The 21,930-nt window shown below is 47.0% G+C and carries 17 protein-coding genes; 15 read left to right on the top strand and 2 right to left on the bottom strand.

The window, feature by feature from the left end; all coding sequences use genetic code 11:
• Positions 1-263: 263 nt before the first annotated feature.
• From HUF13_RS07265 to HUF13_RS07200, 14 genes are all read left to right on the top strand, one after another.
• The gene (locus tag HUF13_RS07265; RefSeq protein ID WP_173474507.1) at positions 264-2,159 is read left to right on the top strand and encodes a hypothetical protein; all 1,896 of its coding nucleotides are present in this window, start codon (positions 264-266) and stop codon (positions 2,157-2,159) included.
• A 205-nt stretch (positions 2,160-2,364) separates the two neighbouring features.
• The gene (locus tag HUF13_RS07260) at positions 2,365-5,685 is read left to right on the top strand and encodes a S8 family serine peptidase (RefSeq protein ID WP_173474506.1); all 3,321 of its coding nucleotides are present in this window, start codon (positions 2,365-2,367) and stop codon (positions 5,683-5,685) included.
• Positions 5,682-6,269, top strand: coding sequence for a hypothetical protein (locus tag HUF13_RS07255; protein WP_173474505.1), 588 nt, complete (start codon positions 5,682-5,684; stop codon positions 6,267-6,269). Before HUF13_RS07260 ends, HUF13_RS07255 begins: the two co-directional genes overlap by 4 nt.
• Positions 6,270-6,283: 14 nt before the next feature.
• Positions 6,284-6,781 carry a hypothetical protein gene (locus HUF13_RS07250; RefSeq protein WP_173474504.1) on the top strand — a complete coding sequence of 166 codons (498 nt, stop codon included), beginning with the start codon at positions 6,284-6,286 and terminating at the stop codon, positions 6,779-6,781.
• Between the two features lie 267 nt (positions 6,782-7,048).
• Positions 7,049-8,029 carry an SGNH/GDSL hydrolase family protein gene (locus HUF13_RS07245; protein WP_304038918.1) on the top strand — a complete coding sequence of 327 codons (981 nt, stop codon included), beginning with the start codon at positions 7,049-7,051 and terminating at the stop codon, positions 8,027-8,029.
• 108 nt (positions 8,030-8,137) lie between these two features.
• Complete coding sequence (locus HUF13_RS07240) at positions 8,138-9,427, top strand: GGDEF domain-containing protein (protein ID WP_304038916.1); 1,290 nt, start codon at positions 8,138-8,140, stop codon at positions 9,425-9,427.
• Between the two features lie 10 nt (positions 9,428-9,437).
• Positions 9,438-9,806 (top strand): hypothetical protein, encoded by a 369-nt coding sequence (locus tag HUF13_RS07235; RefSeq protein ID WP_173474501.1) that lies wholly within the window; start codon positions 9,438-9,440, stop codon positions 9,804-9,806.
• Positions 9,807-9,942: 136 nt separating this feature from the next.
• A complete protein-coding gene (locus HUF13_RS07230) occupies positions 9,943-10,779 on the top strand; it encodes a TIGR02147 family protein (RefSeq protein ID WP_173474500.1) in 837 nt (278 codons plus the stop codon).
• On the top strand, positions 10,776-12,395 hold the full coding sequence (locus HUF13_RS07225; RefSeq protein ID WP_173474499.1) for a hypothetical protein: 1,620 nt from the start codon (positions 10,776-10,778) through the stop codon (positions 12,393-12,395). The genes HUF13_RS07230 and HUF13_RS07225 overlap by 4 nt, the downstream gene beginning before the upstream one ends.
• 460 nt (positions 12,396-12,855) lie before the next feature.
• The gene (locus tag HUF13_RS07220; RefSeq protein WP_173474498.1) at positions 12,856-13,743 is read left to right on the top strand and encodes a polyprenyl synthetase family protein; all 888 of its coding nucleotides are present in this window, start codon (positions 12,856-12,858) and stop codon (positions 13,741-13,743) included.
• Positions 13,744-15,612, top strand: coding sequence for a 1-deoxy-D-xylulose-5-phosphate synthase (dxs, locus tag HUF13_RS07215; RefSeq protein ID WP_173474497.1), 1,869 nt, complete (start codon positions 13,744-13,746; stop codon positions 15,610-15,612).
• The gene (locus HUF13_RS07210) at positions 15,609-16,856 is read left to right on the top strand and encodes an RNA methyltransferase (protein WP_173474496.1); all 1,248 of its coding nucleotides are present in this window, start codon (positions 15,609-15,611) and stop codon (positions 16,854-16,856) included. The genes dxs and HUF13_RS07210 overlap by 4 nt, the downstream gene beginning before the upstream one ends.
• Positions 16,856-17,740, top strand: coding sequence for an orotidine-5'-phosphate decarboxylase (gene pyrF, locus HUF13_RS07205; protein ID WP_173474495.1), 885 nt, complete (start codon positions 16,856-16,858; stop codon positions 17,738-17,740). Before HUF13_RS07210 ends, pyrF begins: the two co-directional genes overlap by 1 nt.
• A 151-nt stretch (positions 17,741-17,891) precedes the next feature.
• Positions 17,892-18,749 (top strand): hypothetical protein, encoded by an 858-nt coding sequence (locus HUF13_RS07200; protein WP_173474494.1) that lies wholly within the window; start codon positions 17,892-17,894, stop codon positions 18,747-18,749.
• Between the two features lie 57 nt (positions 18,750-18,806).
• Here the strand turns inward: HUF13_RS07200 and HUF13_RS07195 are convergent, their stop codons facing one another.
• Both HUF13_RS07195 and HUF13_RS07190 read right to left on the bottom strand, forming a co-directional pair.
• Positions 18,807-19,589: a hypothetical protein gene (locus HUF13_RS07195; protein ID WP_173474493.1), complete on the bottom strand. Its 783-nt coding sequence runs from the start codon at positions 19,587-19,589 to the stop codon at positions 18,807-18,809.
• Positions 19,583-20,575 (bottom strand): MlaD family protein, encoded by a 993-nt coding sequence (locus HUF13_RS07190; protein ID WP_173474492.1) that lies wholly within the window; start codon positions 20,573-20,575, stop codon positions 19,583-19,585. The genes HUF13_RS07195 and HUF13_RS07190 overlap by 7 nt, the downstream gene beginning before the upstream one ends.
• A gap of 66 nt (positions 20,576-20,641) precedes the next feature.
• On the opposite strand from HUF13_RS07190, the gene HUF13_RS07185 reads away from it, so the two are divergent.
• Positions 20,642-21,925: a M18 family aminopeptidase gene (locus tag HUF13_RS07185; RefSeq protein WP_173474491.1), complete on the top strand. Its 1,284-nt coding sequence runs from the start codon at positions 20,642-20,644 to the stop codon at positions 21,923-21,925.
• Positions 21,926-21,930: the final 5 nt, after the last annotated feature.

Raw genomic sequence — 21,930 nt, 5'->3', positions numbered from 1 at the left:
TGAAGTGCTTTGCAACGTGTCATCCTGAGCGAAGTCGAAGGATTTAGTGAATTGTCATGCCGCACTTGTTGCGGCATTTCCTTTTTTTTACCTATACCCTCAAAGCGTAGCGACCCCAAAGGGCGGAGCCCGACCTCATACCTAGTATTCCCTTCCTACTTCCTACCGCCTACTTCCTACTACCCAACACCTGTTCACGTGTGTAGCCCCTTAACTAACCGCGTGATTTTTATTATATTTGGCATCCTGTTTTAAGGTGCATAATGTTTGATTTAAACGCTTTTTTTGATGGTATGTCCAAGCCCTTGCTTCGCAACGCCCATGCTAAGGCGTTCGGCAAAAAAGGACTTTTAAACAACGCTCTCATCCAGTCCGAAACACTGTCTTTTTATTCCAACAAGGAACGTGTGGCGGAACTGTTTTCCAAGATGGAAATGTGGCAGCGCCGCTGCCTGAATTTGATTTACAATAGCGGGTCCAGAGGACTTGCATTTAACGAACTTCGCCTCACGGTCCCTGTAAGCAAAAATCGCGAACTCCAGACGTTCCTCCTTACGATGTGCCGTGAATTCGTCCTTTACCGTTCTTTTGTGGGCGGGACTCCTATATACGCGGGCTTTACGGATTTTGTCGGTTGCTTTGATGTTAAGCCGGAAGGCGAGATTGATACGGTTTCTCCGTTGATTTCTTTCCAGAACCTTTTGGATTGGCATATTTGCATTGTGCTTGCAAACGCCAAGAAAAAGCAACTCCGCATCAATGCAAACGGAACGCTCCATCGCCGTGGCCGCCAGATTTGCGCCGAAGCGTTTACATCGTCTCGCCATGTTTCCGAAAAGGCTTGCGAACACGAAATTTCGCTTATCTTTAGTTTCCTCGTGCAGAACGGTTGGCTTGAACGCGAAAACTCCTTCTTGCTTCCGTCGGCGACTGCCATTGATTTTATTCATAAGAACGGTTTCCGCTTGCATCAAGATGTAATTTCTTGGTGGATCAAGGAACGCTTCCACGGGGATCGTGACCTTTGCGCTCATTTGCTGACTGGCTTGGGCGAAGGCCTCTCCGCTGCTGACGCCGCTCTCCTCTTCTGGGTGATGGATCCATCTTACCGCATTCAGGAAAAGAACAAGGTGTTGCCTTGGGAATTCATGCCGCGTCCGCTTTGTGAACTTTGGATTCTGGGACTTGTCGATTTCCGCATGGCGCAGGGCAAGATTACTTCCGTAGTTCTGAGCAAGTCGGGCAAGGATTGGCTCGATACGTCTATCGCGTCCATTCCCGAAGCGAACCTCACGGCACTCCCGAACTTTGACTTGGTCGTTTCGACCGGCATGGCTCCGCGTGTGCTTTACTCTCTCGCATGCCTTGCAAAAGTCAAGAACGACGAGACGTTCCTTTGCTTTACGCTCGAAAAGGAAACTTATGTGGCTGGCCTCAAGTGTGGCTTCCCGGAATCCGAAGTGGAAAATCTCCGCAACTGGCTCAAGCCGCCTGAGAACGTTTCTTCGACGCTTGCCGAATGGAATGCCTCGTTCTATGGCGCCAAGGTGCGCACGGCTCGACTCCTCAAGGTCGAAAGTGCCGAAGTGCTTGCCGAACTTTCACGCTTCCCGCAGTTCATGGAATGCACCGAGGAATACATTCCGGGATACGGCTTTGTTCTAAATCCGGAAAGGGAACCCCGTGCGCTCGAAATTCTCGAAAACTACGGATTCTTCCCGTGCGCAGGCGAATCGAGCGAAAACCGCACGCCGGCTGCGCAAGAAGAATGGAAAGCCGAGTTCGCCATTGCATGGCCGGAATCCAAGAAAATCGACTATGACTTGCGCGACGAAGCTGACGAAGCATCTGCCCAGGCGACGATGGATTCTACCAAGTACGGTAGCGTTTATCAGAAGTTGAGCACGTTTGATCTTGTGAAGGTCTTGCGCTATGCAAAGACGGTGGGCACTCCGCTTGCTGCAAAAATCATGGACAAGACCAAGCGAAACGCAAAGCTCGAAGAAAAGATGTTCTACGTGCATGCGCTCCATTTGGCGAAGTCTCCCTCGATGGTCGAAATTCAGGAAAGTGGCAAGGAAGAAAAGTTCTCGCTCGACCTTTCCTTTATTCAAGAAATCAAGGTCCTGAGCAAGAAAGCCGCGACATCGCAAGCGTAAGAATCCCGCGACAAGTTGTTTTAGCGTTGTCATGCCGGCCCTAGTGCCGGCGTTTCCTTTATAATGCTTCCAGCAACATTCCGTTGTATGTGGGGGCTTTTTACGTTTTTTTATATATTAGAATTTATTTAGTTTGTAAAAAAAAACTTAGCTTTATTTTGTATATAAAGTTAGTTATATTGTAATTTATAATGTAATGCTTTGTATGAAAAATATTGAAATGAGTGGACTGAAATTACTTGTTAAAATAATTGCTTTTGTAGTATTTTTGCCTTCAATGATGATGGCTAGTGATTCTTTGCTTGTTGACTTTCAAAGTGAACGCCATAGAACGGAATGGAATTGGGTAGAGTATAGGGTGACTCTTGCCAATATTTCGACAAAGACCATATCAAATCCCGTAATCCAGTATTTCGCAGAAAACACAAATATCCAGTATTGCGAAAAGAACGCGAACAAACCTAGCTGCAGTGGCGTGAAAACGGGAAACTATGGTCGGGATTCAATGCTTCGTGCTTCTGTTGATTACGCATCAAACTCATTTAAGGTGGATACAATGATTGTATCCGCAGGGAAATATACTGTAGTGAATTTGAAAACGAAGGGCGAGTTGCGTCCCGGCAAATCGGTTAAACTGCATTTTCGTTTGCATCGTGAAGATTGGAAGGCTTGGGATTGTAGCAGGGATTATTCGTATCAGAAAAATGCTGCTGTTAAGGAAAAGAGTTACTTCATGGCAGTTTATGATGATAAAAATAACATTCTTTGGGGATACAATCCGCTTGATGGATCTAGTGGAACCGGCAACGTTGTCTGGAGTAGCCGTAATAAGCATCATGTGATTGAAAAATTCAAAGGCAGTGAAGATGAGGTTGTACCTCAAGGCCGTTTTTGGATTCTGAAAGATTCCGTATTTACGAAGAGTGAAAAGGATTCTTTAAAAGCAAAGGGTGTCGATGTTGTTGAAGTATCTACTTATCTAGGGCGAACGCTCTTGTTTAGCAGGGCTTCTGTTCCGGTTAGAGTAAAAACGCTTCAACTGCAATTGTCTGGATTTTATAACGCATTTTCTGTAGATGACACGACATCTCTTTCTTTGATTTTGGGAGACGATGATTTGTATGGGAAAAAACGTGTTTGCCAAGAGGATGGTTCATGTGAGGAAATAGTAGAAGAAAAACTCTCGTATAGGCTAGAAGTGATGTGTTGGCCTGATGTGGGTATGTTTACATGCAAGGATATCGTAACATCGTGCGGAGGTGCAGACGCGTTGATTGACCGTCAAATTGTTTTGGCTACGGTTCCAAGGGATTCTGTGCAATGTCTATCGCGAAATCACAATGTGAAGGATTTGGCAACGGAGAAGGTGGGGGCGCCTTTTGCTTCGTGCTCTGAAGATAAAGTATATTATTTTAGTGATGTTGATTTTTACAATGGTCAGATTTATCGTTCAATGGGTTTGAATTATTTACAAAGTAGTCCGGCATGGGTGGCGGGGATGAAAGAAACTGTAAAAACAACAACGTGGTTAAAAGGAGAGTTGTATACAGGAGAGGGAGTGGTTGTTGGCGTTTATGATACTGGGGTGGATTTTGAAAATTTAGCCTTTCAAGAATATGATGTTGAAAAAAAAGAATATTTTCCTAGAAAATCTCCATGGTATAGTAAAGAAAATCAAAAATATGATTATGATAACACTACCGTAGGTCGGGCGGATCATGGAACAAGAGTGGCGGGTGCTATTGGTGGAAATGGAAGTGGGGCGCCAAATTCTCGATTGAGAGGAATTGCTCCTAAGGTGCAATTTTATTCATTGGGTGGTGTGTTTAACCGTCAGTCAGGGCATGTGGTAAATCATTCTACAGCTTTGGTTGAAAATGATGATATATGTTGTTTTTTTGATGAAAAAGACCAAAAGGAGAAGATGAGGAAAGCGATTTATTATGGGAAAAATTTTAGAAAGATAGATGAAAATATTTTTAGAAATTGGAAGCTGTTTTCTGAAGGTGGTGACTTTTTAACTAAAACTTTTGTTATGGCTGCAGGAAATAATGGAGACGTTCAATATTATGATACGATGAGAGGTTTTCATTCCATATTGGGTCCATTTAAAAACGCCATTGTTGTTGGTGCTATCGATGCTAGAGCTGAGGATATTGTGGCTAGTTTTTCAGGGCTGGGGCCTACATGGGATGGTCGTATAAAACCAGATGTTGTGGCGCATGGTACACGATATAGTTTTGTTGTAGCAACGACTATTGGCAAAGGAAGGATAGAAAGTTATGATTATGATTTTATGTGTGGAACATCGTTGTCGGCTCCAATTGTAACTGGGGTTGTTGCTTTGATGTATCAGAAATTTAGAGAGAGAACGGGGTTGCCTTTAGAAGAACAATCAATGAGAAATTCGACAACAAAGGCTATACTTATACATTCGGCTACAGATATGAAAGGCAAACATAGAGTTTTGGATGGGGTTGAAATTATGGAAGGAAAAAAAGTGAGAGTATCATACGGACAAGGTCCTGATTTTGTAACAGGTTGGGGTAGTGTGAATGCGAAAGGTGCTTTGGATATTATTGACGGTTATGATGCTGCAAATCAAAAATTTGAGAGGTTCCGTGAATTTGAAATATACAATGGAATGGTTAAAAAGTGGACGTTTAGTATTCCTGCTGGTGCTGGGGTAAAAAAAGTGAGGATTACCTTGGTTTGGGATGATGCTGTCCCTTCAGTTGAAGATGTTTCTGTAGAAAATTTTACCAAATCAAAATTAGTCAATGATTTGGATATGTATCTTGTGTCCCCGTCTGGTATACGTTATTATCCATGGAAGTTAGATTCTCTTTCAACAGCATATATGGATGAAAATGGTAAATTCGTTGGTGCCAGAGGGTTACTGGCTAGAACATCCGGTTATGAAATGATAACGCTTGATGAGGCGGAAAAGGGGGCTTATCAAAAGAAACATTTGGAATGCCTAGATTCGAATGTTTTTCGTTCATGCTTTGACCATCTCAATAATGTCGAAGTCGTTGATGTTGAAGGAGAATTTTCTGGTGCTGATATTGAGACTGGCGAATGGCAAGTTGTTGTTGAAGGATATAAAGTTAAAGTTGGGAATAGTACGGATGGTTTTGCACAAGTGGCGTCTATTGTTAGCGATTTCAAATTAGAAGAACCCGTTTGTTTTGAAGATGAACATCCTTATTTAAAAAATAAGACTAGTTCCTGTGTTCATGAATTAGGGAATTTTTTGGAAAATTATGTTACATTTGATAGTAGGACTTTTGTAGCTCCGAATGATTGGATTTATCTTTATGATGGTTCGGGGCAATTGATAGGTGCGTATACTGGTTCGGAACTTGCGGGGAAGACTATTGGTGTAAAAACGAAGACTCTTAAAGTTGTTCTTGAAAGTAATGATGATAATCAGCAAGGTTGGGGCTATGCGATAGATAAGGTTGAACATTTGTCTTATGATGTTTTGGCTCCAATCCTCTTGGATGTAAGGAGAAAAAAATGAAAAAGTTTATAGTAATCATGTTAGCCGCATTTGTTTTTTGTGCATGCAATGATTCGTATAATCCCTATGAACACGAAATTGTTGTGAATAGAGATTGTTCAATCAACGGAATGTCTTTTGATTCGGATTCTGTTCGTTGTGGAAAAAACGGGAGTATATATTTCAGCATTGCCCCTATGGATGAAAACAATCCCTCACCATATGACTTATTTCTTTATTTTGATAGTACAACTGAAAATGTAAGAGACTCTATATGGATTTTGGAAATGAATTCTGATAGATATTCTGTATGCGAAAATCTTAAACTAGATAATTTAGATTTCCTTGGTACCTTTTGTTTGAAAAATAATGAAATTGCTGGTCGGAAATATATAGGTAATCCAGTGGATTTTGAAAGAAATATAGATGGTGAATATTTTATATATAGCAAGTATGGGGCGTATAAAGCGTTCTGTAATATCAAGTCAATGAATTGTAATGTTACTTTTTCGTGTATGGTTCAATATGACGGAACCTTTAATTTTTCAAGAGTTCCGAATGCGGAAGAAGTAAATCTAAAATTTGTGACAGGGTGCCCTTTTTAAGAAAAGAGGTTAAAATGAAAAAAAATCTACTACTAGTAACAATTGCTATTGGTTTAACAATTGCTCAAGCTGATGAACCAAAGTACGATGATAATGATCGCTGCAATACCTCAGGTGCAACGCTTGCATCAGGAATTTATGTGCCGACGGATATGTGTGAACAAACTGGCTATGTGTGTAGATTAGCTAGTCAGCCAGATGGAACTATTATTTTTTGGTTAGGTACTTCTGCTAATTGCGGTAAATTTCATACAACAAAAATGATCACATATTATCCAATACAGAATCAACCTAGCGGTTTAGATTATAATCATCCAAATCATGAATTACGTTTAGTTTTGTCTCCGGTGGGTGGTTCTGCAAATATGTTTGGTGTGGCAGTTATGGCGTCGCAGCTTGTTTCTGCAAAAAGTGATCGAGCTAAAGTGAGTGTAATTTATAGTTTTAATCCGCCCTCGTATGGCCCTGATTTAAATTCTATTCGGTTACAGTCTGTCAGTAGGGTGGATTAAGACGATTTTTGGCTTCAGTGCTGTGTTCCTGATTTTTCCTGTGTCACCCCGCACACCGTTGCGGGGTCTTTTTGTTGCATATAAAAGCGTCGGCCAACTTAACTAGATTCTTCGACTCCACTTCGTTGCGCTCAGAATGACACTGTTAGTAACTATTGACTAGTAACTAGTAACTCAAAAAATACTATCATTCCCTCAATGAATCTTCTTCGCATATTCCTTTTGCTGAGTGCCCTTGTCGCGTACTCTTTCGGAGCGTCTTCTTCTATGCAAAATTTGCTGTTTAACGGCCGCTGGGCCCATGATAACGGCGTGAGCCGCGCCAGTGCGCCTGCTGCATCCATTACATTTAATGCCAAAGCCTCGAAAATTACATTTACAGTCGAAGGCCGTTCCCGCTGGCGCCTTGACCGCGACGGCAAGCAAATTGACCAGTTCGAAGTCGATGCCAAGGAAGAACGTGCAATCAAGGTTCAGGACGATGGCGCCTTCCACAAGTACCGCTTCATCAAGATTAGCGAAAGTGGCGTTCCCGAAATCAAGTTCTACGGCATTTCCGTTGATGGCGAGTTTGGCGAAGCCCCCAAGCCTTCCCAACGCCGCATCGAGTTCATCGGCGATTCCTTTACCGCGGGTTATGGTTGCGAAGGTTCTTCTGCTGAAGACGCTCCCGAGTTCGATAAGACGAATGCCTCCAAAAGTTATGCATACCTCCTTGCTAGCGGTTTCAATGCCGACTACCAGGTGAATGCCTTCAGTGGGCGCGGTCTTGTGCGCAACTACGACAATATCGTGCCCGATTGGACCATGGAACGCCTCTATGATTACACGGTCATGGGCTCGGTAACCTCATATTCGAAGCCAGAACGCTGGGATTTTGAAAAATTCCACCCGCAGGTTGTCGTGATTTTTGAAGGAATTAACGATTTTCAGGGCAATCCTCCGTATGCGGATAAAGGAAAATTCAAAAAGGCGTACGTAAAACTGCTCGAAAAGCTCCGTAAGTCTCACCCTGGTGTGAAATTCCTGCTTATTTCGACGAAAGTTTGGCCGAACGATGACCTTGGTCCCACGATTAAAGAGATTTACGATAGCGAAATCGCTGCCGGACACAAGGACCTCGAATATAAACACGTCTTTACATCGAATGTCGGTTTGCATGGACACCCCGATACACATTCCCAAGAAGAGCTGGCGAACACTCTAAGGCCCGTAATCGCTCGCCTTGGACGATGGCTTTCGAGATAATTTCTTAGCGATGAACGTCCTTTTTTGTATATTTAGAATGTCATGGCCTAAAATGGATATGTGATTATGTCTTCAAAAGTTATGAGAAATGTGTATGCCCTTTTCAGGATGAATTTCCTGATTGTTGTGCTATTGGTGGTGACCGCCGTAGCCATGTTTGCATATCGGCATTTCCTTGATGACATTTTAGACATTAATCTTGGCGAATATCCCTATGTGGTTGCAAGTGCGGACTCCGTGGATGGAGGTACTTCTGCAATTACGATGACCCGTACCGATAGCTCTGTTGTTATTGAGTACGAACTTCGCGAGGGATACGCCTACCCGTATGTCGGGATCAAGATTTATCTTGGCGATGGCAAGTTCCAAGGGTTAGACCTTTCGAACTACGACAGTCTTTTTGTGTGGCTCAAACCGCGTAACGAGGGCTCCGTCCGTCTTTACATGCGCGGTTACGATAAGGCGCTTTATCGCAAGAACGACGAGACCTCCCTCAAGTTTAACGAGATTGAATTTACCCCGACCAGGGAGCCGTATCCGGCCGTGTTTGTCCCGCAGGAATTCCGCGTGGCTGGCTGGTGGGTGGCCCAGAACGAAATCAACGTTCACAAGGCGCGCGTTGATCTTTCGAACATTCCGCTTATTGAAATCCAGACCGGCACAAACGCTCCGCTTGGTTATGGCGGCATGGAAATCAATAGGCTTCGCTTCAAGGGTAAAAAAATTTCGCAAGTGGACCTCGTGACGACGCTTGTCGCTTTATGGTTTGTCACATTCCTTATCATCTTGATTATCAGGTTCTTCGATTACAGTCGTGAACGCGCGATTAACAAGAAGAAGCAGGAAGAACTCAAGAAGAACCTCCGTGCTCTCGAAATCGAGAAGAGCGAGTACGAGAAGTCCAGTAAGGAAGACCCGCTTACCGGGTGCCTCAACCGTGCTGGCTTTAGCGGTGTTCTCCTCCGCGAACAGGAAAAACTCAATAGGACAGGCCTCCCGGTGTCGTTCATGATTTTCGACATCGACCACTTCAAGGAAGTGAACGATACATACGGCCATCTCGTTGGCGACGAAGTTCTTGTGAACCTTGCAAAGCTTGTGCAGAGCATGATTCGCAATACGGATTCCCTTGTGCGCTGGGGCGGCGAAGAGTTCGTGATCTTGAGTGATGAGACGAGTATCCAGAACGCGGCGTTCCTTGCAGAAAAGCTCCGCAAGGCGATTGAAACAACGACGCTTATCAAGCAGCAGCAGGTGACCTGCTCCTTTGGTGTGACCGAAATGGTACCGGGCGAAGATCCGAAGTCCTTCATTGCTCGTGCCGACAAGGCGTTGTATTCTTCGAAGGAAAGCGGCCGTAACCGTGTTACCGTGGCAACGTTCAGACGTAGTCATTAAGGAATCTGAAATGCGCGGTTGGCTTCTTCTTGCGGTTTTGGTTACTTTGCTCGTGTCTTGTTCCAAGCACCCTGAAGTGGAAGATTTCAAGCAAATTCAGATTCATTGGAATTCGCTTGATTCGGCTGCCGAAGCTTCGGAATTGAAAGACAACTGTGTGATTGACATCACGTCGAAAGTGATGAGTGCTCCAGAGGTGATAAAGTCCAAGCTTGTTGAAATCACTTACGAAGTCGCTTACTACTTTGACGAAAACGGCGCTCTAGCCTTTGATGGCCGCTGCAGCGACACTCGCTTTGCCGATTTGCAAGAATGTTCTTGGATAGCGACCTGCTCTGCTGGTTCGACTTCCGTTGTAAAATTCCACAACGAACGATAGGGCTGTGCACTAACCTATTGATGGGTATAAAGATATCTTTATACTACTTCAAACCACCCGTACTGTCTTGTGTTGGATGAGGAAAGGGAAGTTGTCTTGGGATAGCGCGAGGTGCTGTTTGACGTGAGGACTTTCTGTGAAACCAATTTTTGAATATACCGATTATCGCGAATGGATTAGAGACGCTTTTGAAGATTTTAAAAAGCGCAAGACGGTTATATCCTGGCGATACATGGCTATGAAACTCGGTGCTGATCCAGGAAACCTCCTCCGAATTTCGCAGGGCAAGATCCACCTTGCGGTCAACTTTATCAAGCCCATGGCTGAATTTTTTGAGCTTGACGAAAAGGAAACCGCCTATTGGTCGGAACTGGTCTATTTTGGACGCGCCAAGAGCGATCAGGAAGCCCTGAACCACTATGAGAAGATGCAGGCCTTGAAGGGTATTCCTTTAAAGCGTCTTGCCAAAAAAGAACTTGAATTTTACCGTCATTGGTACTATAACGCTATCCGTTCTGTAATCGGTATTTGTAATTTTAAAGATGATTATGAAGGGCTCGCGGAGTCTTGTTCGCCGGCAATCACGGTGGAGCAAGCCAAGGAGGCTATCAAGCTCCTCCACGACCTGAACATGATCTCTGAGGGAAAGGATGGGTACTGGAAAGTGAATGATACGTTTGTGAGTACAGGTGGTAACTGGAGGTCCGAAGCAGTTCGGACATTCCAAAAGGAGACGATTCGCCTTGGCGGTGAATCGCTAGAACGTCATGCGCCTCCTCTTCGCGATATTAGCACTGTGACGATGACGTTCAACATGAACGATATCCAGCTCATCCGTGAAAAGATTAAGGAGTTCCGCTCTGACTTGCTTCGCTTGTCACAGGAAGGAACCGGCGACGATACGGTATTCCAGCTGAATGTTCAGCTGTTCCCGCTTGCTTTTACTAAAAAATTGCAGGAGAAGTCAAAATGAAACGGCTTGCCTGCATAATTTCAGCTCTCATGCTATGGAGCTGTTCGGATCACGTTGCTGGAGGCCCCGGCAGCGAAACGACGAACGGTTTTGCCTATATGGGCAATGGCGCTGTAGCTTCGTACGCAAGAGTTGCTATTAGAAGTGTTGATCATACGACGTCCGTTGACAGCGCAACGAACGCACTTGTGAATGCGGACTTCTATGCCGATGCTAACGGATACTTCTCGTTTGAGAAGCCAGATGGTGATTACCGCTTGACTATTGTGCATGGTGGTTCTGCTTTTACAGGCCTTTATTCCCCGGATGATAGTGCAAACCTTGATTCCGTGAAGCTTGAACCCATGGCGACTCTCGGTGGTTATGCCGATGTTCCTAATAGCTGTGATTTTGTCTGGGTCGGTGTGCGCGGTATGGACGTGCTAGTGCGTTCGGATTCCTTGGGTCGCTTCCAGTTGTCTCAGGTGCCGTCGAACGATTCGTTGCAAGTGTATTTCTTGCGCGGTGACAATAATGTTGTTTATAGAAGTTTGTCTGTAAAGCTTAATCCGAATGAATCTGAAGTTATCGACTTGTTGCCGGATCCGTACGAAGGCAAGGTTACATTTGTTGCCGTTGTCGATGGCAAGCCCGCTTCGTATGCGTCTTTGGCTATCCGCAAGTCCGATGCCCGCGTAGATTCTTTGCGCGTAAACAATGCTGTTGCCAATGCGGATGCTTATGCCGATAAGGACGGTGTGTTTGCGATTGATTCCTTGAAAAATGGCGAATACCGCTTGACGGTTATCCAGTCGGGGGCTGCTTATTCCAAGGTGCTTTCTGCAAAGCAGATTGCTGCTCTCGATACGGTCAGGTTGCAAGAAACGTCGAACTACATGAGCCGTGTAACGCTTCATGCTGGCGATAAGTATGCGTGGGTGGGTGTCTACGGTCTCGATGTTATGACGAAGACCAATGAAGAAGGCGTGTTCTCGCTCCCGATGCTTCCGTCGAACGACACTCTTGAAATCTATGTTGTTGATGAAAAGATGAATTTGTACGTGACCAAGGAAATTGAACCTTCTGCAGGCTCCGCTGATTTTGACTACCCGTCGATTGTATTGCAGAATTTTGAAGGCGATACGGCAGGTTGGTACTTTAGCGTGGATTCCATTGGTTCCAAAGTCTTGTCTAAGGCTTTTGAAACTGATAAGGACCGCAAGTCAAAGGTATTCCATGGCAAGTACAATTTGATTGGGACGAACAACATTTATGCCTGGGTTGTAACGGGTACGTTGCTTCGTTCTGAAGGCTGGAATTTCTCATCGCTTGATTCCATTGCGTTCTATGCGAAGGGGTCCGGACAGATTCGCGTGTCGCTTGAAAACTGGGATAAGGAATCGGAAGTGAAAGGGGTTTCGCTCAAAGCCGCTTCTGAATGGACGGATCTGAATTCGCAGAAATGGACGCGATATGTCATTAAGTCAGGTGATCTGTGCTATAATTCTCAGGATAATAAGAACTGCTATTTCACATGGAACTCGCTTAAGGACGATGTTCGCCAGTTGCATTTCTTCGTCCGCAACGGATCCGAATTCTATTTGGACGATATCGTGCTCTACGGCGCGCTTTTCTAAGATTTAAATCCAGCAATATTAGAAAAATAAGCCGCTTATTTACAAACAAACTAAATTATCAGCCCGCTTGGTAATAAGCGGGATTTTTTCATTTTATAATGTATAGGGATGTCGTTTAGAGAAAAAAGCGTCGGCCAAGGTATTTTCTTCGCAGTAGCGTGCAAAACGAGTGTCGCGAACGACTGGTTGACGCTTACAGCGTCAGTTCTTCGGCTCACAAATAGAAAACATAATGTTTTCTGCTTGCTTCGCCTTGTAGACTATTGCAGGCGTTATCAAAGGCGAATGCTGCGGTTGCACTTGTGCAAACATAGCTGAGCCGTAATTGCTGATGCTGAAAGCATCCACTCCGAGCTGGGGCCCCGCCCGCATGCTAAACTTCTTAAATTAAAGATTTAAAACTCTAGTTTTGATAGTAAAGCCCTTTTAAGTGAGCCCCGAATTAAGTATCTTTGTATACATGCAGTCTATTGAATCAGAAGCAAAAATTGCTCAGGAATATCTCGCCCGCATTGCAAAAGATGCCGAGGCGAAGTTTGATGAACATCTCCCCCCAGTAAAGGACCGTCCGTGCCGTTTGCACGAGGCTATGCGCTATTCCATGTTCGCAGGTGGCAAACGCTTGCGTCCGGGACTTGCTAAGGCCACGTTCGACATGTTTGGCGGCAAGGGCGATAAGATTTGGCTTGCGACGAGCGCTCTCGAAATGCTCCACACGTTCAGCCTTATTCACGATGACCTACCGTGCGTCGATAACGATGATTACCGCCGTGGTAAGCTCACGAGCCACAAGAAGTTTGGTGAAGCTACCGCAGTGATGGCAGGCGACGCTCTGTGCATCCACGCCTTCGAAATGATGGGCAAGACGGGTAACGCAAAGGCGATTGAACTTCTTGCTCACTTGCTCGGCACATACGGCATGATCGGTGGCGAAATGACCGACATCGAATGCGAAGGCAAGACTGTCGATTTAGAAATTGTCGATTACATTCACTACCACAAGACTGCTGCTCTTATCGAAGCTTCGCTCTTGGTGGGTGCGATGCTTGCAGACGCAAGCGAGAGTGATATGGAAATCATCCGCAACTATGGCCGCTCCATCGGGCTTGCCTTCCAGATTGTGGATGACATCTTGGACATTGTCTCTACGACCGAAGAACTTGGCAAGGACGCTGGGTCTGACATCGAAAAGGGCAAGGCTACTTACCCGTCCATCGTCGGACTGGAAAAGTCTAGGGAACGTGCTAGGGAACTCTATGAGGAATCTATCAAGGCGTTGGACAGCCTCAAGTGCGATACCTCCATCCTCCGTTCCATAGCGGCATACATCATTACCCGAGTGAAATAAATGGAACTGAAAGACGTAAAGTCGCCTCAGGACTTGAAGCACTGCTCAGTCGAAGAGCTTTACCACTTGGCTTCGCAGATTCGCGGGACCATTATTGGGCAGGTGGCCAAACATGGCGGTCACCTGGCATCTAGCCTTGGCGTTGTTGAACTTACTCTTGCGCTTCACTATGTGTTCAACGCACCCGACGATAAGATCGTTTGGGACGTAGGACACCAGGCGTACGTGCACAAGTTATTGACCGGCCGTTACGACCGCTTCGATACCTTGCGCCAGCAGGGCGGTATTTCTGGATTCCTGAAGAGGAACGAAAGCGTTTATGACTGCTTTGGGGCAGGGCATGCCACGACCTCTATTTCGGCGGCTCTTGGCTTTGCCGTTGCACGCGACCATTTCAACCGTAACAACAATGTTGTTGCTGTCATTGGCGATGGTTCCATGACGGGCGGTATGGCTTACGAGGCTATCAATAACGTTGGCGCCTCCAAGCAGAACATGACCATCATCTTGAACGATAACAAGATGAGTATCGCTCCGAACATTGGCGGTTTTAGCAAGTACTTGAACCGCGTGATTTCGGATCCGGTTTACAACAAGATGCGTACCGACCTGGATCGCGTGATGAATCGTTTGCCGGGTATTCTGGGTTCTCGTTTCCGTGACCTCTTCTTGCAGGTCGAGAATGCGGCAAAGAATGCCGTGAAGCCGGGACGTTTCTTTGAAGACTTGGGCATTCGTTATTTTGGTCCGATTGATGGTCACGATATCGATGAACTTGTGATGATTCTCGAACGCGTGAAAAACCAGCAAGGCCCGTGCCTTGTCCATGTGCTTACGGAAAAGGGCCGCGGCTTTGACGCTGCCGAAAAGAATCCGACAAAGTATCACGGTTGTAGTGCGTTTGACCCTGAAAGTGGGCTCCCGCTTGCTCCGGGCAATCCGAACCCCTCACTCACGAGCGTGTTCGGCAATACGCTTTTGGACCTTGCTAAGAAGGATAAGCGCATTATGGGTATCACGGCTGCAATGCCTACGGGCTGCGGCATGGATATCGTCGCGAAGGAACTCCCGGATCGCGTGATTGACGTGGGCATTGCCGAAGAGCATGCTGTTACGTTTGCGGCGGGCATGGCTTGCGAAGGCGTTGTTCCGGTGGTGGCGATTTACTCGTCGTTCATGCAGCGCGCTTACGACCAGATTATCCACGACATTGCGTTACAGAATTTGCATGTGGTGCTTGTGCTCGACCGTGCCGGCCTTGTCGGTGCGGATGGCCCGACGCACCATGGCGCCTTCGATTTGTCGTTCTTGCGTACGGTTCCTGGAATGACCATCATGGCTCCTTCCAACGAAAATGAATTGCGCGATATGATGATTGCTGCGATTGATATGGAAGGTGTTGTGGCAATCCGCTACCCGAGAGGCACTGCGCTCGAAGCAGAACTCAAGCCCTCGGAAGAATCGTTCGATTATAAGAGCCCCAAGATTCTTGAGAAGGGCTCCGGCATACTCTTATTGGGCGCCGGATTCATGACAAATGAACTCAAGAAAACAGCCTCCGTGCTTCGTGAAAACGGATACAACCCGACGCTTGTGGATGCCCGTTTTATTAAGCCGCTCGACCAGGAATGCTACCGTTCGTTGTTCGACAATCACAATGTCATTGTGACTTTGGAAGACAACACGCTTGTGGGTGGCTATGGTTCAGCAATTGCGGAACTTTTGTCCGACCTCGGCTATACGGACAAGAAACTGTACCGGTTTGGTCTTCCGGACAGATTCGTTGAACAGGGAGAAATCAAAGCTCTCTACAAGATCTTGAAAATTGACGGGGAATCCGTCGCCAAACAGTTGATGGAAAAACTATGAGTGAAGAAGAAAACAAACCGAAGCGTACTGTAAGAATGACGCTTGACCGCAAATTTGGAGTTAGCGAAGCTCCTGAACGCCGCCCTCGCCGTAACGACGACGACCGTGGTTCCTTTGGCGACAAGCCCTTTGGTCGTGATCGTGGCGACCGTCGTTTTGACCGCGACCGCGGCGACCGCCGCTTTGATCGTGGTGAACGCCGTTTCGATCGCGACAACCGCGATGAAAACCGCGAAGGCCGTCCGTTCAACCGTGAAGAACGCCGTGGCGGACGCTTTGACCGTGACCGCCGTCCGCGCCGCTTTGGCGACAAGCCGTTTAACCGTGGCCCGCGCCGTGATGGTGCCATGAACGCTCCGGTTTATCGCCAGCGCCCCGAACAGAAGGAAGCCGTTGACGAGAACTTGGACGAAGCTGCACTCGAAGCACGCGCTGCACAGATTGAAGCTGTTGAAGATGCCGGCTCTACACCTCCTTGGTTCAAGCGCCTCATCGCCTGCACGACCGAAAAGGGTCGCGAACGCGAAGGCAAGTTCCTCGGTGAAGGTGTGCACGTTGTCGAAGAACTCGTGAAGCACCACCGCGAACTCGTGATTTCTGTTTACGTTGTTGAAGGTTTTGAAAACGAAGAACTCATCGAAGCCATTAACGAAGCCGAAATTACGCTCCATACTCTTAACGAAGAACAGATGAAGCGTCTTTCTTCGACGATGACGACGCAGGGCATCATTGCTTACTGCAACATCGCAAGCAAGAAGCCGGTTTACGAAACGAGCCGCAGCGTGCTTACGCTTGTGGACGCCGTGCAAGATCCGGGTAACCTCGGCACGCTCTTCCGCACGAGCCTCGGTTTCAATTCTTCGGGCATGATTCTCGGTCGTGGTACCGTGAGCCCGTTCAACCCGAAGGTTGTGCGTGGTTCCTCGGGCACGTTCCTCCGCGTTCCGTTTGAATTCGACGTAGATCTCGTGGACCAGATCAACTTCTTGCGCAGCAAGGGTTACACCATCATCGCAACGGATTTGCATGCCAAGCAGTCTCTCCGCCAGATTCCGAGCCACAAGCTCCGCAAGATGGCTTTCCTCGTGGGTAACGAAGGTGCTGGCACGAACCCGTACTTCATCGAACTTGCCGACGAAACGGTGAAGATCCCGATGAGCAGTGAACTTGAATCTCTGAACGTGGCTGTCGCACACGGCATTCTCTCTTACGAAGCCGCTCAGATTCAGGAGGAATTGAAGTAATGACGTGCTTTTACGATCGCCTTGAACAGCGTATTGCAAAGTGCGGTAACCCGGTGTGCATGGGCATGGACCCTGTGCTCAAGCTCATTCCGCTCGAAGGCACTCCCGAAGACCGCATCAAGCGCTTCTATTCCGACATCTTGGAATGCTGCCTCAAGCGTAACGTGCAGCCGGCTGTCGTAAAGCCGAACAGCGCTTATTACGAATGCGTGAGCGTGCAGTCAATGCTCGTTTTGCAGCAACTCATTGCCGATTACAGAAGTGCTGGCATTCCGGTGATTTTGGATGCAAAGCGCGGTGACATTGGCAAGTCCAGTGCCGCCTACGCCAACGCCGCCTACGACGTTTACCGTGCAGACGCCGTGACTGTTTCTCCGTGGATGGGTGCCGATTCTGTCGGTCCGTTCATCCGCGAAAATAGCGAAAACGGTGCTTACGTGCTCCTCCGCACGAGCAACAAGGGTGCTCACGACTTCCAGGATTTGCCTGTTACTCGCAGTGACGATCCGCGCGACGTTGCCGAAGCTTTCTATTCCGTAGCTGACAAGATTATGGAATGGGATGCTGACAAGGGGTACCTCGGTGCCGTTGTCGGTGCAACTCACCCGGAAGAACTGGAAAAGATTACGGCTTACACCGTTGCCCACAAGCATGAAATCCCGTTCCTCATTCCGGGCGTGTCCATTCCGGGCGTGCCGGGCGGTCAGGGCGGCGATGCAAAGACGGTTCTCCTGGCAATCGCAAACGGCGGTGGCAAACGCAAGTTCCATGTGCTCAATTCGAGCAGTGGCCTCAACTTTGCTTGGCAGCGTAACGATACGCCGGCAAACTACGCGAACGATTGCGTCGATGCTCTGGAAAAACTCGCAGAGGCTTGCTTGTAGGCGATAGGTTATAGGTTGTAGGGGTTAGGATATTTTCATGCACTACGTGCATCTAGAAAGGGCGGCGGAGCCGCGATTATAATCCTACCACCTAATACCTGTTACCTAAAACCTTACTTCCTACTTCTAACTTCCTACTTCCTACTAACCCATGCGTTTCCTTGCTGCTATTATAACTTCTATTGCCGTGATTGCGCTCGCGTTCCATTACGCGAAGCCGCTTCCTGGCACGAATTTTGATGAATCCTTCTTGCCGAAGGCTTCGTCTGTTCGCTATGTGGCTGCAGGGCATGACGCATCGGTGGCTGGGCTCTTTTGGATCAAGGGGCTCACCGAACTTGGTGAAAGTTACCTTACGGGCAGGGAATATGCGTACCTGGGGCATGTCGCAGAACTTGCGACAAGCTTAGATTCGCTGTTCTATACGCCATACTATTTTGTCGGAGGCGTGACGCCAATCGATGCTTCCGACACTTCTGATTTTTCTGTATTGCGCAGGGCGACTCGCGTCTATCCTGAAAATTGGCGCCTAGCCCTTTATTATGCGCTGCGCGTTGGCCGTGGGCCGTATCCCAACAAGACCGAAGCTGCAAATGTGATGCGCAAGTATTTCGATAGCCCGGATACGACGATTCCTGACCATATCCGCATGATTTATCGGAGCTTTGAAATCGATTCCATGCAGACGGAAACCGCTCTTGAAACCGTTTTGAACGATGTGTTCCAACCGCAATTCAAAAAATTCCGTGCAAGCTTTTATACAAAAATTCTCAGACTCCTCGGTTACAGGGACTTGATTGTTGATTACAACAAGGACGAAAACTATCAGAAAGTCAAAGCCCTTGTCGATAACATGGTTGATGGAAAAATCCCGCCTGTTGTCGTTTATAACCAGCTTCTCGCGATGAAAAGAGTCCAGAAACCGGTTGCAGACACGACCGCTACTGATTCTGCTGCTGTTGGAACAGTGGCGGAACCTGCTGCGGATACAGCCGCCTCTGCAAAATAAAAGGCCGATTCCGTGATAAGCACGGAATGATTCTGCAATTCTAAGTTATAAGCTCTATCACCGCTCGCATTTTTCAGCTTTCTTTGGCAATCCCATCAGCTCGAATGCGGTTTTGCAGCGGGCGAAAAGTTTTTTCGCTTCATCGGGCTTGGACTTTTCCAAGAACATTGCGCGGTGGTAAAGGATGTTTGCGGTTGTGTAAGGTATGTTCGCTTCGACGGATTTGTCTTCTGCCTCGATATAAATTGAATCGGCATTACCGTTTTTTTGCAAATCTGCTAAACGCGCTTCCGTCCAGAAATAAATTCCAGTATCGTTATCGGTGCTCTTGGCGACCATTTTGAGGGCCTCAGTTGCTTTTTCGCTGTTGTGGTTGCCGGCATAGGCAATGGCGCATTCTGAGTAAAAGGCTCCTTGAAGTTGGTCGTCAATTTTGTCGAGATTTTTCTTGTTGGCGCTTTCACAGAGCGATACGGCTTCGGAGTAGTTCTCAGTGGCGTTTTTCAAAGCAATTTTTGATCTGAGGAGCATGGCTTTTGTGGGACGATTCAGTCCATCACTGTCGATGTTATACAAAAGTGAGTCAGCCATGTTGAAGTCGAGATTCTTGATACGAACATGTCCCATTGCAATGAGAATGCGGACTTCAGAGTTTCTGTCGGCTTCTTTACGGCTTGCGACGAGTGCGCGTTCTAGTTGTGAATAGCTTTTAGCAAATTTTCCGGCCTTCAACGATTTTTTTGCACGGTCGGCAAGCTTCCCGGATTCCGAAGCGGACAGAGTTACGGCGCCGCTGAGGGCGATGCAAAGAGCCATTTTGATGGCGTTTTGAATTACCATAGCGTCTCCTCGACAAAGGGCACGGAATCATGCTTAGGAATATTGCTCCTGAAAAGCCACATTTTCGACATTCCGTTCATCAAGTCGTCTGCGCTTTGCATTGTGTTCTCGGTCGTGTTTATAAAGTCTTGTAATCCGGTTGTCATTGTGCCGAAATTTGTAATGAGGTTATCCGCACGGCTTACTGTAGAGTCCATGGAATTGAGGAGCGAGGTCACTTGGCCTGGCAGCGGTTTAAATTCTTCGATCATGTTGCCAACGTTGTTTGTTACTTCGTTAGCACGGTTTACAAGGCGAGGAATGCCTGTTTTCATTGTATCCAACAGGTATGAAGTCTTGCTCAAGACTTTCCTTCCGATGTACGTAATGTCGTCAAGTCGGTACAATTGACGGTTTAAGTTGTCGTAGAGTGTGCGGGAGCCGAACAATGCACCCATAGTTGTTCCCGTGTCGAGAGCCATTGCGACTAGGTTGTCGGCGGCATCGATAAGGCGGTTTACACGTCCCAAAAGCTCGTTTGCTGTTTCAATGACTGTTTCGATATCTTGGGCCGTGCCTGCGGGAAGTGATTCCCCATCTTGCAAAATACGGCCTTTGCTATTTTTGATGTCGATGTTGATCACGCGCGCCGAAATCAAGTTCTGGTCGCGGATGGCGTAAACTTTTGCACTATCGGTAATCAACGGCTGGAATTCCTGGCGGATTGTAAATTCCATGAACACACCTTTACCGTCAGTGTTGATTTTCATGTTTGTAATTAGACCCACGTCTACGCCGCTAATTTGCACGCGGGTTCCCGGTCTAAGGCCGAGGGCCTTTTCAAAAGTACTGTGGAGCTTGTATTCTTTAACCTTGATAACGCCGGATTCGTTGAGGTAGTGATAGAACACTAGCGAAAAAATCATGACGGCAACAGTGGTCACGACGCCGACCAAGAGGCCGGACATTTCCATCCAGTTGATCTGTTTTATCTTTTGAAATGCCATTGCTTTCGTGAAATATAAATAGATTATATTGTCAAAATGAATCTAATTGAAATTTTTTGAGGAAATATGGATTTTTTTGATTTTTTGAATGCGGCTGTAACGCCGTACCATACGGTGAGTTGTTTAAAATCACACTTTGAAGCGAATTCCTTTGTGAATTTTAGCGGTAAAATCGAAACAGGAAAAGCTTATTTTGTGTGTCGTGGCGCCTCGATTATTGCGTTTCGTACGCCCAAAACGTGGGATGATATATCGAAGTTCAAAATCGCACTTGCGCATACGGATTTCCCAACGTTGAAAATTTCCCCGAATCCGGATTCTGTTTCGGCGGGCGTGTGTACGCTTCATACGGAGGTCTATGGTTCACCGCTCTATACGAGCTGGCTCGATCGAGATTTAGGTTATGCGGGAATGCTTGCTTATGTGGATGCGGCTGACGCAAAAACACTCAAGACGAAGTTGTTCCGTGGCGAGAAACTTTTTAGGATTCCGCAGTTGGCCGTTCACTTGAACCGTAACGTGAACCAAGATGGGCTCAAGGTGAATCCGCAAGTGGACTTTAATGCGTTGTGGAGTGGTGCTCCTGAAAGTAGCGCTTTCGAAAATCGAAAGAATTTGTTTGTAAAAACTCTTGAAAAAGAACTCCCAGCAGGTGCTCGTTTGATTGATTTTGACGTGCAGCTGTTTGATGCGCAACCTGCAAATCGGGGCGGTTTTAACGACGAGTGGATTTATTCGGGAAGGCTCGATAATTTGAGCAGTTGCCATGCCATTGCCGAAGCGATTGTAACGGCGGAATCAAGCGAGAACGATTGCCTTGTCGCGTGCTTTTTCAATAACGAAGAAGTCGGTTCGACAACTCGCGAAGGTGCCGCCGGCAACTTCTTGAAAAGTGTATTGGATGAAGTATTTGCAAAAATGCCCCATACCTCAAAGCGAGCCTGCGAGCGCCCCCATACCTCATACCTAGCGGAGTCCATTGCATTGTCTATTGACATGGCCCATGCGGAACACCCGAATCATACGGAAAAGCATGAACCGAATCATGCTCCGCTGTTGGGCAAGGGCATTGTGCTCAAGGCGAACGCGCAAAAGCGTTACGCGAGCGACTTGATGAGTTCTGCACAACTTCGATTGCTCTGCGAACAGGCCGGTATTTCGCTTCAAGTATTCATTACGCGAAACGACATGCCGTGCGGCAGCACGGTTGGCCCGACGATTTCTGCAAATCTCGGAATCCCGACGGTGGATATTGGCGAGCCCATGCTGAGCATGCACAGCATCCGCGAGATGATGGCCGCAAGTGACCATGCGGACATGATAAAGCTTGTAGAAACGCTCTATCGGTAGTATTG

This window comes from Fibrobacter succinogenes (assembly GCF_902779965.1).
GTDB lineage: Bacteria > Fibrobacterota > Fibrobacteria > Fibrobacterales > Fibrobacteraceae > Fibrobacter > Fibrobacter succinogenes_F.
Note: the sequence above shows the minus strand (reverse complement) of the source record. Positions and strands in the feature narration are given on the sequence as shown.

Excerpts from the sequence above, each read along its gene's own strand:
- HUF13_RS07265 (WP_173474507.1), top strand. The coding sequence starts at position 264 with ATGTTTGATTTAAACGCTTTTTTTGATGGTATGTCCAAGCCCTTGCTT.
- HUF13_RS07260 (WP_173474506.1), top strand. The coding sequence starts at position 2,365 with ATGAAAAATATTGAAATGAGTGGACTGAAATTACTTGTTAAAATAATT.
- HUF13_RS07255 (WP_173474505.1), top strand. The coding sequence starts at position 5,682 with ATGAAAAAGTTTATAGTAATCATGTTAGCCGCATTTGTTTTTTGTGCA.
- HUF13_RS07250 (WP_173474504.1), top strand. The coding sequence starts at position 6,284 with ATGAAAAAAAATCTACTACTAGTAACAATTGCTATTGGTTTAACAATT.
- HUF13_RS07245 (WP_304038918.1), top strand. The coding sequence starts at position 7,049 with ATGCAAAATTTGCTGTTTAACGGCCGCTGGGCCCATGATAACGGCGTG.
- HUF13_RS07240 (WP_304038916.1), top strand. The coding sequence starts at position 8,138 with ATGAATTTCCTGATTGTTGTGCTATTGGTGGTGACCGCCGTAGCCATG.
- HUF13_RS07235 (WP_173474501.1), top strand. The coding sequence starts at position 9,438 with ATGCGCGGTTGGCTTCTTCTTGCGGTTTTGGTTACTTTGCTCGTGTCT.
- HUF13_RS07225 (WP_173474499.1), top strand. The coding sequence starts at position 10,776 with ATGAAACGGCTTGCCTGCATAATTTCAGCTCTCATGCTATGGAGCTGT.
- HUF13_RS07220 (WP_173474498.1), top strand. The coding sequence starts at position 12,856 with ATGCAGTCTATTGAATCAGAAGCAAAAATTGCTCAGGAATATCTCGCC.
- dxs (WP_173474497.1), top strand. The coding sequence starts at position 13,744 with ATGGAACTGAAAGACGTAAAGTCGCCTCAGGACTTGAAGCACTGCTCA.
- HUF13_RS07210 (WP_173474496.1), top strand. The coding sequence starts at position 15,609 with ATGAGTGAAGAAGAAAACAAACCGAAGCGTACTGTAAGAATGACGCTT.
- pyrF (WP_173474495.1), top strand. The coding sequence starts at position 16,856 with ATGACGTGCTTTTACGATCGCCTTGAACAGCGTATTGCAAAGTGCGGT.
- HUF13_RS07200 (WP_173474494.1), top strand. The coding sequence starts at position 17,892 with ATGCGTTTCCTTGCTGCTATTATAACTTCTATTGCCGTGATTGCGCTC.
- HUF13_RS07195 (WP_173474493.1), bottom strand. The coding sequence starts at position 19,589 with ATGGTAATTCAAAACGCCATCAAAATGGCTCTTTGCATCGCCCTCAGC.
- HUF13_RS07190 (WP_173474492.1), bottom strand. The coding sequence starts at position 20,575 with ATGGCATTTCAAAAGATAAAACAGATCAACTGGATGGAAATGTCCGGC.
- HUF13_RS07185 (WP_173474491.1), top strand. The coding sequence starts at position 20,642 with ATGGATTTTTTTGATTTTTTGAATGCGGCTGTAACGCCGTACCATACG.